7 protein-coding genes are annotated in these 14734 nt (G+C 31.6%); all 7 read right to left on the reverse strand.

The genetic code is table 11. From position 1 onward, the window contains the following. Positions 1-217: 217 nt before the first annotated feature. Positions 218-2155: an alpha/beta fold hydrolase gene (locus DZ60_RS0115430; protein ID WP_025742942.1), complete on the reverse strand. Its 1938-nt coding sequence runs from the start codon at positions 2153-2155 to the stop codon at positions 218-220. 55 nt (positions 2156-2210) lie between these two features. Then, positions 2211-6650, reverse strand: a complete 4440-nt coding sequence (locus DZ60_RS0115435) for a non-ribosomal peptide synthetase (protein WP_025742943.1) — start codon at positions 6648-6650, stop codon at positions 2211-2213. 130 nt (positions 6651-6780) lie between these two features. Next, positions 6781-8238, reverse strand: a complete 1458-nt coding sequence (locus DZ60_RS0115440) for a glycosyltransferase (RefSeq protein WP_025742944.1) — start codon at positions 8236-8238, stop codon at positions 6781-6783. A 245-nt stretch (positions 8239-8483) separates the two neighbouring features. Continuing rightward, complete coding sequence (locus tag DZ60_RS0115445; protein ID WP_025742945.1) at positions 8484-9938, reverse strand: glycosyltransferase family 4 protein; 1455 nt, start codon at positions 9936-9938, stop codon at positions 8484-8486. A 92-nt stretch (positions 9939-10030) separates the two neighbouring features. Further along, positions 10031-11713: a S8 family peptidase gene (locus tag DZ60_RS0115450; protein ID WP_025742946.1), complete on the reverse strand. Its 1683-nt coding sequence runs from the start codon at positions 11711-11713 to the stop codon at positions 10031-10033. 374 nt (positions 11714-12087) lie between these two features. Next, complete coding sequence (locus DZ60_RS0115455; RefSeq protein ID WP_152537450.1) at positions 12088-12831, reverse strand: DUF6734 family protein; 744 nt, start codon at positions 12829-12831, stop codon at positions 12088-12090. Then, the gene (locus DZ60_RS0115460; RefSeq protein ID WP_025742948.1) at positions 12791-14449 is read right to left on the reverse strand and encodes a glycosyltransferase family 2 protein; all 1659 of its coding nucleotides are present in this window, start codon (positions 14447-14449) and stop codon (positions 12791-12793) included. Before DZ60_RS0115460 ends, DZ60_RS0115455 begins: the two co-directional genes overlap by 41 nt. Positions 14450-14734 lie beyond the last annotated feature (285 nt).

Below are 14734 nucleotides of genomic sequence, written 5' to 3' on the forward strand. Positions count from 1 at the left end.
TGCAATAGTGGAGATCTCTGATTTTACCACAAAATCAGAATTGCAAGTATTTGGACTTGGTTATATGCATACACTAAGGTATTATACGCCTACATTATGCTATATTTTTAAGTTTCATGACAAAGTGTGCTATGTAATAAATTGAATTAGCCAATAATCACGAACTCCTTTTAACTTTTTACAATTTCCTGAAAAATGAAAAAAGTTAAGATATGTTTTATAATAAAATCCCCCAATAAAAAAAATATGTAAGTACTAGTACGTTAGAGAATACTACTGAAAAAACAACACTTCGATTATGTATTTTCTTCATTCGAAAAAGGAAAAATAATAACGTGATTGCTAGTAGTACCACAAATACTAAGAGTAGTGTAAAGATGTAATTAAAACTATCGGGTAGACCAAATGCTAAAATGTAACTATTTTGTGATGCTACTTGTGTTAATGCTAAAACAATAGATAGTAAACTAAGTACCCCCACAAACGATGTTGCTATTACAAAAATATTGATAAAAATATCAGAACTTGATGTATATTTTCTTCTGATCATTTTGATCAATCTATTAAAGATCGCAATGATCATAATCCCTAATGCTATCCCCAAAGGAACTATAAAAATAGGATCCGGTCCTTTTAGACTCTCTCCTACCTTAGATATTCCCGAATTCATAACAATATTTTTTGCAAAATTTATTTTTTTAACATTACTAAACTCTTGTTTTTCAAGTCTTTTATGTGGATTCTCGACAAATGTTTTTAACATTTCTCTTCCGGTAGCAGTAAAACTTGGGACATGTCCGTAATTAGGAATGGTTATAGCATACGCATTTTTAAATCTTTTTGCTAGAGCCTTTCCATTTGAAACTGGGGTGATAGGATCATACGCTCCAGAAAGAATCATAACCGGAGCCTCAAGACTATCTAAATTGCTTGAAGCGTTAACCATTAATGAATCTGATCGCCTAAGGTTCCATTGCTGACATACTGCAAAGTCTGATTTATAAAATGAAACTCCTCCTTGTATTTTTTTGTATCTCGAAACGTCTTTTTGATATTCAGAAATATCGTTAATAGGAAGTGCTTCATTACAACTCACACTGTAGTAGACTCCATAATCCATACTGAGTAAATTAGAAAATGCTTCTACCAATTTCCCTAAAGCATCTACATTTCTATCTTGAAATTGATAAATCAATAACGGAATGATTTCTATAAGTTCTTTATGATATAAAGCCTGTTGAAGTGCTATCTTGTAATCTTCTTCATTGTACGTAAAAGAACTACTATTGATAATTTCTGAGTCTACCGAAACCTTTATTGGTTTGCTTTTTAAATTTAAAATATTTTTGTAGTACACCTGCTCCAAATCTGGATAATTCTTGTTGCACTCCTTATCATTTTTGCACAATTCGAAGACTTTCTTCAAACTGCTCATATAATTACTTGTATTTTGAGTATAATAGGTGGTCATATCATCAATCGAAGAATCCAAGATTAATGTTTTGATATCATCAACGTATTCATTTGCATATACCTGTGCAATATAAGTTCCATACGATGCACCGTATATATGCCATTTCGAATATCCCAATTGCGTTTTTAAGGCATTCAAATCTTTGGCCATAAATAGACTATGATACGATTCTATATCGATTCCTTTTTCTAAAAGATCTTGCTGGCATTCTAATACCGATGCTACTTTTTGTTTTTCATCTGTTTCTTCGGGTTGATTCTTTGCCAAAATTTGAAGAAACTTTTGTCCTAAATCCGGACATAAACGAGGTGAAGAAAAACCAGTTCCTCTCATATCTACCAAAATAATATCATTTTGGTTTCGCAGGGGGTGATCTCGCCAGGGGCCTATATTCTGTATGCTCCCTGCACCAGGGCCTCCCTGCACAAAAACTACTGCATCTGCATTTTTCTTATTCGATAGGTTTTTTACTACTGCAACAGCTATCTTGATCGTTTTAGTTTTACTAATCGTATCCGAGCTTTCCCAGTTTTCTGGAACATTGAGGTACCCCCAATCAATATTGTCTTGTTCTAAAACCTCAACTCCCGGAAAAAAAGATGTTGTTTTTTCAAAATTTATATGCTGTCCCATTATGTTGCTGATGGATAAAATACCCAATAGCAGAAAAAATCTTTTCATTTTAAAAAAATTTATTGATTATGATAGAATTAAAAGTTTACTAGTACTTGAGATTTTAAAAGCTGAAATTTATTGCCACAGTTTGTTTCTCTTCAAACATTAAATTGGTATCTATTAGGCCTATAGAAATATTGGGATTCTCACAAATCTGTTCTAAAATTCGTTCAAATTTGAGTGCTAAAAGTGCAATAGATTCTTCTTCATATTTACTAATATCATACTGTATAGAACCGCATAATTTGTGTTCCTCTAAAGAAAGGTTCATTAGCAACGGTAATCTGTTGTATTGTGATTGCACTTTTCTTGATATCAAAGACAGTCCGTCGTCAATGTCTATACTTTTATGAGTAAATGATGTGTTTTGCAACACCAAAATTGCTTCTAAGCGAAGTGAATTTAATATTTCAAAAGGAATATCCTGATGTTTATCTATAGCTAACAAATCATTTTGAGCCATGTGTGCAACATCCAAAAAAGAAGGCTCTTTTTTTATTTTCACTCGTAAAGGCAAAGTTTTCACAAACATTCCTATTTGTTCTTGAAAATCAGATAAAGTTCTTCCTGAATTTATGGTTCCTATACAAATATCTTCATGCCCTTGTACTTTGTGAATCAAAATACTAAATACTGAAGATAACAGGCTATGAAACGTGATTTTATAGTTTTTAACAATACCTTCTATCTTTTCTAGTAATCCGTTATTCAATTCAAAATTATAGAAAGCACCTAAATGTTTCTTTTCGGTTAATTCATAATCGTAAGGAATCAAGCTTTCCCAAGAGTAATCGAATAAATATTGTTTCCAAAAGTCAGAATTAATCTTTTTGTTCTTTTGATCTTCTTTTGTTTGCCATTCGGCATACTCCTTAAATTGAAAATTCAAAGGCTGTTCTATATCTGTTATTTTTTTACTTAAAGTTCTGTAGGTGTTTACAAGCTCTTTTATCAAAATTTCTAAAGACCATCCATCCATTATGATATGATGCGTAACAAATAATAGTACAGTTTTGTTGTTTTCGTTTTGAAATAACCCAATACGTATCAAAGTATCATGTTCTAAATCAAACTCTTTATTCGCATAGGATTCTAAAGCTTCGTGTATCTCATTCTCTTTACAATAAAAATGTTCGATACTAAATTGTGTCCTATTCTCTGAAGTAACTTTTTGATAAGGGAAACCTTCAATTTCAATAAAATTTGTTCTTAATATTTCATACTTATTAATAATGGTTTGAAAACATTTATTTAGAATTTGATTATTTAATTCTCCCTCAATGTCGTAAGCAGAAAACATATTATAAGCTATTGATCTTTGTTTTTGGATTCCTGCCAGCCATAATACATATTGCGGAATAGTCACCGCATAAAACGATTTTTTCTCTATTGCATTAACTATATGTTCGGATTTCTTACATTTTTTTTCTAAAAATGTAGATAGGGATCGAACAGTAGGATGGTCAAAAATATCTTTTAATGAAACATGATAATGCAACTCTTCTCCTAATTTACCTATTAATTTAACTGCATTTAATGAATGACCTCCTAACGAAAAAAAGTTGTCCGTAACTCCTATTTCATTTTTGAATTCTAAAACCTCTTTAAAAAGTTCATTAATCTTTGTTTCTAATACTGTTTCTGGTTTTTTCTCTGTATGTATGTTCGTTCTCTTTATTTCTCTTTTTGTAAGGGCTCCTCTATCTATTTTATTATTGGGTGTCAAGGGGAAGTGTTCTACCCGAATTATTGTATAAGGAATCATATATTCTGGTAGCTCTTTGCGTATCTCCCTGATAACTTCTTGACCATCGAACATTGAATTGTTAGAAATCACATAGGCCACAAGAATTGCTTCCTGATTCTCACTCTTTTTTGCAATGACAACAGATGATATTATTGTCTTCAATTGATTGAGTTTTGTTTCTATTTCACCAAGCTCAATCCGATAGCCTCTAATTTTTACTTGATGATCATTACGTCCTAAAAACTCAACTTCTCCCTGAGGAGTCCATCTTCCTAAATCCCCAGTGTTATAAATTTTTTCATTTAAAAAAAATGGGCTAGGGACAAATTTTGAGTTAGTCAACTCTTTATTTTTTAAATACCCTTGAGCTAATCCATCTCCTCCTATATAAATGGTACCAATAGCACCTTTGGGAAGTAATTGTAAGTGCTCATCAAGAATATAGAAACTTGTATTTTGTATTGGCTTACCTATATTTGATGCTTCTTCTGGTAAAAACAGCTGCTTAACACTCGACCAAATTGTGGTCTCTGTAGGGCCATACATATTCCAGATTTCTGAACAATTGTAAATCATTTTTTTTGCCAACGACTGACTAATTAAATCTCCCCCACATAGGACCTTTAACTTTTTATTTCCTTGCCATCCTGCATTAAATAGCATTTGATAAAAGCTAGGTGTTGCCTGTATAATTGTTGGGCTAATAATTTTTAATTGCTCAATAAGAACCAATGGATCTAATAAGACCTCTTTATCTGCTATATATACCGTAGCCCCTGTTATTAATGGTACAAAAAACTCTAAAATAGAAATATCAAAGGATTGTGTTGTTACCGAAAATAATAAGTCTTCTTCTTTTATTCCGGGTTTCTTTTGAATACTTAATAGAAAATTTAATAGGGATTGGTGTCCTATGACTACCCCTTTAGGTTTTCCGGTTGATCCTGATGTGTAAATAATGTAAGCAGCATCATTTGGGGTTACTTTTGGCATTGCTTTGGTTAAAGAATCTTCATAACTCATCAGCTCAGTAACATCCAGAAAAACGGCTTTTGAATCAACAGTGCCTTCATATTTTTCAGTTCCAATTAGACAAGTGATCTCACTATGCTTGCTGATATAATGTAGTCTCTCTTCAGGAAAATCTGGATCCAAGGGGATATAAGGTACTCCTGACTTTATTATTCCCATTAAAACTACTACCAAATCTGCTGATCGATCCATTATAACTCCAATGGGCTTCTTATCATTATCCAGAAAATTTTTGATCAGATAATGGGCAACCCTATCCGATTTCTGATCAAACTCAGAATAGGTATATAATTTTGATATATCTCTAACCGCTATATCATTGGGTCGTATTCTTACTTGTTCTTCAAAAAAGTCTAATAAAGTATGGTTCTTAGAATAATTAAAGGATGTTTGATTAAAACCTTCTAATAATTCTCTCTCCTCTGATTTTGACAAATAGGTATATTCGGATAGCTTTTTTTTAGGATTTTTGGACACAGAAATCATGAGTTTCTCGAAATGTGTAGCGACTTGATTTATAGAATCCTGATCGAAATAAGCTATGTTATAATCAAAATCGATCAATACATCTTCCTGATCATCAAACTCTCTAATATAAAGGGCCAATCCAACTCGTTCTGCATGATGTGACATCGGAATTACCTTAGTGGTAGTATTTCTAAAATGATCCGCGTAATTTTGCTTCTCATACGACAAAGTGATGTTAAACAATCTATCTTTCTCAATAAACATATCTAACTCTTGTATCAACTTTCCTAACGGAAATCGTTGATGCCTATAATCATGTCTAAGCTGTTGCTTTATTTGAATAATTAGTTCTTCAAAAGTATTTTCAAACTCCAGTGAAACTCTTAATGCGGTTACTCCCATAAAAAGTCCTACCGTCTTTTTGAATACTGACTTGCCCCTATTTAATACCGGCAAACCTATTGCCAAATCATGATTCTGATGTTTTCTACCAAAATAAGTATACAAAATTCCTAAAATCACATGAAACATAGATCCTCGGCATTCTTTTGCAATTTCTTCAAGCTTATTATATAAAGACCTCTTGATTTTAATTGTTTTACGTTTACTGGTGGTTCCGTCTGTATTCTCATTGATTTTATTCAGAAACCGTTCTGGCGGGTTTTGAAACTTTTTACTCCAATACAACTTATCCTTAACAAAATTCTCTGATTCATAATACTTTTGATCATCTTCAACAAAGGAAACATAGCTATAAGGATATGATGTTATAACTTCTCCATTTTCTAGCAGTTCATTATAATTTTGTACAAGACGTTGAAACATTAATGATGTCCCCCAACCATCAGTAATAATATGATGGTACATAGAAAATAGATAAAAAAATGAGTCTTTTACTTTGATCAAGATAAATTTATGCAGCAAAGAACCTGACCCTAGGTCAAATGGTTTTTCAAACCTTTTTTGCATAAACGTATTGGCATAATCATCAGGGTTTTCTTTTTCAGAAAAGTCAAGATATTCAAGAACAGAATTATGATAGTCTAATATTTTTAGAGTTACTTCTTCTTTGTCATAAGATATCGTATTCCTATAGGCATCATGCTGATTAATCAACATGACATAAGCTTTATTGAGTATGTCATAATCTACTACTCCATCTATCAAAATTTTTGCTCCAATATTGTATATCGGACGATCTGGATATAGTAATTGTTCAAAATAAACATCTTGTTGAGGAAGTGTGAGTTTCATAGTATTGCCTTAAAAAATTAAAAAAACGGTCGCTGACCTTATTCCTGATGAATAGGCTTTTCTTTCTATTAATTTAGATTCTGACACCAATAACAGAACCTTAATAAATTGATTTACAACATATATTACATTATGAATTCAAAAACTCAGGTGATTTGTTAGCGTTAATTTTTGGTTCTGTTTTTTTGGACTTGTCTAAAAATCCATCGATCAATAATTTCCCTTTATTACTTCTAATAAAATCTCGCGCTGCCGTTTGCGATTCGACTGACAAGCGATAATAATCTTCTTCTGAGCTCAATAATTTATCCAGAGCCTCTACCCATGGCCCGATTTCTTGTGCAGGCACCTTTCCATTTATAGTTTTATAAGGATTTACCGGAAGTAAAAAATCTGTATCTAATTTTGCTTCGGATAAGCCTCCCACATCACTCCCTAATACCGGAATAGCTCGAAGCATTGCTTCCACGATTACCATTCCAAAAGCTTCATCCCACAATGATGGCACCAATAATATTTTGGTCATATTGTATATCGGGTCTACAGGCATCAATGGCTTTTGTAACTTCACGTTTGGCAGGTTTTCTAGTTCTTGAAGTTGTTTCTTATCCATACTCCCCCAGGTTGTTACTGCCATAAAATCTACCTTAGGAAATTTTTTAGCTAATGCTATAAAAATGGGTAACCCTTTAAAGTTAGAAGCGTTAATTAAGGTTACATATTTTTTGGAACTAGAGGATGTCTTATAACTTAGATATTTTTCATCATTTTCGACTAAAGGGTAAACTACTTTACAATTTAGATCTAGTGAAGACTGCGTTAATAGATAATTTTTTAAATAATTACTAGGAACCAAAAAGCCATCCATTCGCTCATAAATTCTTTTGACTTTTTGGGTTTTAAAAATTGTTTGCTTATCCGAAAATAAGGCCATAGGCCCGTAATTGGTCATTATACTTGTTGATACTACTGATAGTAATTTTGGTTTTTTTAATTCGGTGACATCAAAAAAATCATTTGCAATCGCCATACGCTCTACCCAACCATCCATTAAAATAAAATCAGGACTCAATTTTTTATTTTCTTTCTTATAGTAATTGATCAATGCTTGATTATAAGGTTCAATACGATAGTAATAAAGCCATTTATCAATGAGCTTTAATTGGTTTGTAAATCCTCTCATATTCTTAATAGCCGCCAATATTAGTCCCAAAAAATTTCTTCTACTTTTTCTAATATTAGAACTCTTAGAGTTAAAATAGCTATTTCTCAAAAAGATAAATTTAATCTTCTCTGATACCGAAATACTTTTAAAAGGTTTATGAGTAAAAGCTATAACTTCGTAAGAGTTTCCCTTAATTCTATCAATATGTAATAGAGGTAACTCTTCTGATTCTATTTCATACCCTCTCGATTCAAGGTCATGCAAAGCCTTTTTCCTTTGGCTTATCTTTTCTACCAGAAGACATAACATAGTGCATTTATATCCATGTTCGGCGAGTTGATGAAGATGCTGTTGATTGTATTTACCTGCTCCTGTTGGTTTATCAATTGCATAAGACTCTGTTGTAAAAAATAATGTGTTCATAATAACCTAGTGTACATTTTATTTAATGCTAATTTTAATGTTACTGAGTACATTTTTCGAAAAAGTGAAGAATCATAATAGATACCTGACCTAATATCTGCGCTATGAAATTCTTGAATTAGTATAAGACAATAGCTATAGTACATCGACCGAATACTAATTATTTTACAAAAAAACTCTTTCAATATTAAATTGATAATTACTGACTAAGACAGGTATATTTTTTCTAAAAAGCGTATTTGTTGTTAAACGACAACTTCAACTTTTTGATTTAGACGGGTATTAATATCTGGTTTCAAAGACTTAGTGATAAATCCATCTATTAATAACTTACCTTGATTTTCTCCAATGAATTCTCTTGCTGCTTTTTGTGATTCTTTTGACAATTTATCATAATACGCATCTGATTTTAATAATTTATTCAATGCTTCTGCCCATGGACCTATTTCTTGTAAAGGCACATCATCATTAATTCCTTTATAAGCATTCACAGGAAGTAAAAAGTCTGTTCCTAATTTTGCCTCAGACAAGCCCCCAACATCACTCCCTAATACGGGAATAGCTCTAAGCATTGCCTCTACGATTACCATTCCAAAAGCTTCATCCCATAGGGATGGTGCCAATAAAATTTTTGTCATTTCATAGATTGGGTCTACAGGTGTTAAAGGTTTTTGGATTCTTACATTGGGCAAATTTTCTAGCTCTTCGAATTGTTCTTTTTTCATGTTACCCCAAGTAGTAACAGCCATAAAGTCTACATCAGGAAATTTCTTTGCCAAAGCCAAAAATATGGGTAACCCTTTAAAATTTGACGCATTAATTAATGTTACATACTTTTTTGAAGCTATACTTTTTTTATAACTCAAATATTTTTGATCATTTTCAATAAGAGGATATACAAGCTGACAATTCAGGTTCATCCCCGATTTACGCAAAAGGTAATTTTTTAAATATTTGCTCAATACCAAGAAACCATCCATCTCTAGATAAATATTTTTTAGTTCAGTTTCTTTAAAAATAGTTTGCTTTTCAGAAAACAAAGCCATTGAACCAAAATTGGTCATTATACTAGTCGATACCATGGGGATTACCTTAGGTTTCTTTAATTCTGTTACCTTAGAGAAATCCTGAGCTATTGCCATTCGCTCTACCCAACCATCCATGATTATAAAATCAGGGTTTAATTCTCGATTCTTGCTTTTATAATAGGTCACAATGGCTTGATGATATGGCTCAATCCAGTAATAATACAACCATTTATCAATAAGTAATATTTTTCGTTTTAACCCTTTATTATGGCGAAAAGAGGCCCATATCATTCCTAAAAAATTTCTTCTTCTATTTGCTATAGATGATTTCTTCGAATTAAAGAAACTATTACCTAAAAAAATGAACTTCAGTTTTTCAGATATGGAGATTCTTTTAAAGGGTTTATGCGTGAATGTTATTACGTCAAAAGATTCTCCGATAATTCTATCAATATACAATAGCGCTAACTCTTCTGACTCTACTTGATAACCTCGAGATACAAAATCTTGTAATACTTTTGGTCTATCAGCAGCATTTTCTACCAAAAGACTAAACATAGTACATTGGTGACCATGTTCGGTCATCTGTCGAAGATGTTGTTGATTATACTTTCCTGCACCTGTTGGTTTATCAGTAACAAATGATTCTGTTGAATAAAATAATACTCTCATAGTGTTTGTTGTAGTTTAAAAGTCTTAATAAATTTTGACCCTAACATTATTTCTCTTTTATAAAAACTCGAATTTCCTTAAAGGTTATTTGGTTATTTTTCTGCAAGAATTAAAGCATTAAATAGATTTACTATTTTTCCTGACTTACATAAATCCTCGAAATGCTTTCCTTCTTTATTATCATTCCCAACAATGGCAGTACTAGAAATTTTAATTCCACTATCCAAAATTATCTGCTTTACTTCTGACGCTTTAAGTTTAGGGTAATACGACCGAATTAATGCAGCTACTCCAGATACAGCTGGCGCTGCAAGAGAAGTTCCTTGAAGGTATCCGTAAGTATTATTGGGAGTTGTAGAAAAAATCTTAACCCCCGGAGCAAATACGTCTACATTATTTTTTCCATAATTAGAAAAACCAGCAATAATATGTTCTCCATACTCATAATTTAAAGCACCAACGGTAATGAAGTTATTAGTGATCTCTTTACTATCGTATTCTTGATCATTAGGATATATCTGTTTCTGATCCAAACTTACATTTTCATTACCTGCTGCATTAACTATTAATACATCATGTTTTGCTGCATATTTAATAGCATCTTTTACCCATTCTGGATGGGTTGAATAGTATTTGCCAAAACTTGCGTTTATAATCTTTGCTCCATTATCTACAGCATATCTTATCGCTAATGCTATATCTTTATCGTACTCATCCCCATTTGGCACTGCCCTAATCGACATCAATTTTACATTTTGGGCTATCCCATTAGTTCCTTTTCCATTTTGACGTTCGGCAGCTATTATTCCCGCAACATGGGTTCCGTGTAGAATTCCCTTTTTTTCAGAATCTGGTCCTATTACATTATTATTCCCATATTTGAAATCTTTAATGTCATCTATATTGTCCCCAACTTGAGCTCTACCATCAAACTCCCAATTGAGATGATAATTTAGCTGTTGGTCAGTTTGATGAATACCTTCTTTTATATTATTTATAAAGTCTGGAATTCTTTGCTCATGATCTATGTAATTATACATTTGAGAAAGAAAGTCAACATACCCATTCACTTCATCGTCCTCACTTTGTAATGCTAAAAGGTCTTGAGATGAATAGTCTTCTTTTGCTATCTGTTGAGATATAATGCTATGGGCATTATTCAACTGGTTTAAGAGTTGTTTATACTGTTCCTTTTTACCTGATACTGTTTGATAATCCTGTTCATATTCGGCTTGTAATCCTTTATAAAACTGTTGCTCTTTCGAATCCAGTTCGTTAGCCTCGAATTTTGATTTGTTTTTTTTCAAAATTCTTACATATTCAAGATTTTCGTTTTCGACATCTCCTAAAAAATTCCAACCATTAATATCATCTACATATCCATTATTGTCATCGTCTATTTTATTTCCGATTATTTCTTTGGGATTAACCCAAATAACATCGTCTAAGTCTTCATGTTCTATATCTACTCCAGTATCAATTACAGCCACAATAATTGTTTCTCCTTTTCTATTTTTTATCAACTCTCTATATGCTCTATCAACGCTCATTCCTGGAATGGTATCCAAAATAGGGTCTGACTTATTCCAGTTTTCTAATTGAGCTTCTGTAAGGCTTATTTTTTTTGAAGGAGTATCTTTTGTTTCTAATAAAGATTTTGACGAGGTAGTAGTGGTGGTTTTGCAGCTACCCATTATAAATAAAGTAATAAGAATTAGAGTAAGATTAATGTTTACCCTATTGCTAAAAGAATTAATATGTATTCGAGATTTCATCTTGCTATAATATTTAGTTGGTAATTATTAACTATAATTCAATGAATTACGAAATCCTTTGTCCCCCCTTGATTGGGACTATAAGGACCATATTAAGTCAATAATTGTGATATTTCTTTTGAATTATTTTCGTTGTTAAAAACTCAAAGAAAGTCGTTTATCGAACTGAGGTAAGATTCTATAAACAATTGGATTTCTTTTTTCTAAAAGATCTTTTTATACTGCTGATATACTTGAAAAATTTAACCTTCTGCAGTTAAAAAATTTTGTTTTTAAATTCCTGAGATTGTATTTAACCCGTCTTTATGCAATAACACTTCGCTTGCAGATCTAATAATGAAATGCTATTGCATAATTTGGGTTACACAATACGTTTAATATTTAGATATGAATTGAGCAAAATCTTTTGGATAATTTGCTAAGGCATATTCCATCAAATCATCTGTTTCTGCTTCTTGAGTTTTTACTTTCCCATCAAATCTTTCAAATACTTCAATATCTTTAAGAAGTCCGTGAGCTTCAACAACTTTATATAAATAACTTTGCTTCAAAAAGTTAGAAAACTTCAAAAACTCTATTTGATTGTTAAAAAGACTTTTGTTTTTATACAGTGATGTGAAATAACTTTCGAAATAGTGACCAATAACCTGAGGATTAGCACACTTAAAAACAGATACATCGTAAAGCTTTACATTCTCTTCATCAAAATCAAAAAAGAATTTCGCTCCTTTTTCCTTATAAAAATCTACGGATTCTTTTCTACTAACTTCTCTTTCTCCTCGAACAAAGAAATCTTTTACTTCTATATCTTTATTAAATGGTACTTTATGGTCAATATAGAGATAATCAGGTTGAAGATGCACTAATTTTTGAAATCCAATAACCTGAGCATCAACTTCTGAAACCTCATCTGTTGCTGTTTCCATTAGATGTGAAACATTATCATAAGGAATCCCTAACTGTTTAACCAAGGCTACACCTCGATTATCTGTAAACAAAGAAATTTTACCAAACTTTTTTTTGACTTCTATTGCACTTAATAAAAGGCTTGTAAGTTCTTTTGCTTTATTATGGGTATTAGCCAACAAGCTCGCGCGAAATATATGGATAGGTGTCATCTTCGATTAGTGTTTTTTGATTTTTTGAATTAAATTTAAATAGCTCTAAGTGTGGATTAAGATCTTTGTTAGGATTAACTACAATTGGATCTTTTCTGTTATCGTGATCAGAATCAATTACAAATTTTCCAACATTTTCTTCTGTCTTTTGTTTTTCATTCTCAATTCTCATTTCATCTTCATGATCTATTACGTTTAGGCATAAATGTGATGGAACTAAATGCTGTTCTACCCCAATTTTTCTTAGTCTTACGGTGATTTCTATATCTTCAAAACCATAGTTCTCCATCTTTAGATTATATCCTCCGATTTCTCTAAAATCATCTCTATGCACCCCTACTCGCCCATAAGCACCTACGTGACTAACTATTGAACACCTGAAATATTGATTAGGTCTTTTTTCTATTTGACTCAAACAATATGTCAAATAACTCTCTGTCATATAATTATCGGCATCTGCATTGAAAAGATATTCTCCCTTTGCTAGAAAATGAATGGCATTTTTAGGTAATGTTCTATGATAAAACTGAGCATCATAATTTCTAAAATAATGTATCAATCCATCCTCAATACCTTTTACAAACCAATCTTGATCATATAAAATCTCCTGCAAACCATCTTGAGAGTTATAATCAATAATGTTAAGGTCGACTGCACCATCAAACTTTCGTGCTACTTCAAGATTACATTTTACTGTTTCTAGAAGGTGCTCTTTCCTATTCATTACCACTGTACATAGACTAATCTTGACCTTGTTCTTAATTTCCCATTTCTTAGGTATTAGAAAATCATATTCTGGAAAATCATTTCGGATAATCTCAACATAAGTTTCTTGAATTTCTTCTCCACTAATAGTTGATACCTGATGATCCATACTCCCAACCTGAATCATTTTAGTTTCTAGTTCTCCAAACAATTTTCGAACATTTGATTTTGTAGATTTAGTAATGCAAAACAATAAATATTCTTCAATGATCAAGCTCGAATCTACGTACCAATTACTAGCTCTTGTGGCTGTTAGGCATTGATAAAAATTATTTACATATGTATCCCTAAGTTCAAGATTATTAAATCCTAAAATCCTACAATCAAAAGCGTACTCATTATTTTGTACAAATTCATCAATATTGATACCTGTCATATCAACTATCCAAGAAAAAACCTTTAGAAATGGGAATTGTACTTTATGACTATTGGGATCTATAAACCCATCACGTACTATATTGTATTCTGAAGCAACCAATACATCTTCTGTGTAATTCTTAATTATATTGGTGATCTCTCCTTCTTTCAAATGAATATTCCAGTCAATATAAACGAATGGTTCATTTTGCTTTGCCAAAGCTAACATTTTGGCCTCGATCCAAAGATGTTCTCCGCTATTGACTAACTCTAAATCCGAAAAGACATCTCCAACATTTAGTTTTTCAAAATGTTGTGTACATGCTAAATCTGTAATGATCTCTATTTTAAAATTATTCTTTTTTGCATTTAATGCCGATAATGATAAATTAAGCATTGATTGCTGCAGAGTATCTTCAAAACTCCTCTTTTTTTCTGTTTTCTCCCATTGCTGTTTGATAGCTTTAGGCCAAAAACAATAAACCAGTTTGTTCATAGAATTGTGATTTAATTATTTATTTTATATGTATTTAATTGAATGTTGTTATGCTTTAAAAATCCTCTTACGCTCCTTGTATTAAAACAGAAGCTTATATAGATAAAAAGTACTTCTCTTCTAAGACTAGTACCATTTATGATGTAGTTATGGTTAAAATAATCTGAAAATATTTTTTGCTAACCCAAGCCATATACATAGAGTATAACAGCGCTACGATTTAACTTTCTGACTAAGAAATAATAGAAAAAGATAGTACGTCTGAAATTGCATTTTAAGTGCATC

Origin of the sequence: Aquimarina pacifica (assembly GCF_000520955.1) — a bacterium.
GTDB classification, from domain to species: Bacteria; Bacteroidota; Bacteroidia; order Flavobacteriales; family Flavobacteriaceae; genus Aquimarina; species Aquimarina pacifica.

Excerpts from the sequence above, each read along its gene's own strand:
- DZ60_RS0115435 (WP_025742943.1), bottom strand. The coding sequence starts at position 6,650 with ATGAAACTCACACTTCCTCAACAAGATGTTTATTTTGAACAATTACTA.
- DZ60_RS0115430 (WP_025742942.1), bottom strand. The coding sequence starts at position 2,155 with ATGAAAAGATTTTTTCTGCTATTGGGTATTTTATCCATCAGCAACATA.
- DZ60_RS0115455 (WP_152537450.1), bottom strand. The coding sequence starts at position 12,831 with ATGACACCTATCCATATATTTCGCGCGAGCTTGTTGGCTAATACCCAT.
- DZ60_RS0115450 (WP_025742946.1), bottom strand. The coding sequence starts at position 11,713 with ATGAAATCTCGAATACATATTAATTCTTTTAGCAATAGGGTAAACATT.
- DZ60_RS0115440 (WP_025742944.1), bottom strand. The coding sequence starts at position 8,238 with ATGAACACATTATTTTTTACAACAGAGTCTTATGCAATTGATAAACCA.
- DZ60_RS0115445 (WP_025742945.1), bottom strand. The coding sequence starts at position 9,938 with ATGAGAGTATTATTTTATTCAACAGAATCATTTGTTACTGATAAACCA.
- DZ60_RS0115460 (WP_025742948.1), bottom strand. The coding sequence starts at position 14,449 with ATGAACAAACTGGTTTATTGTTTTTGGCCTAAAGCTATCAAACAGCAA.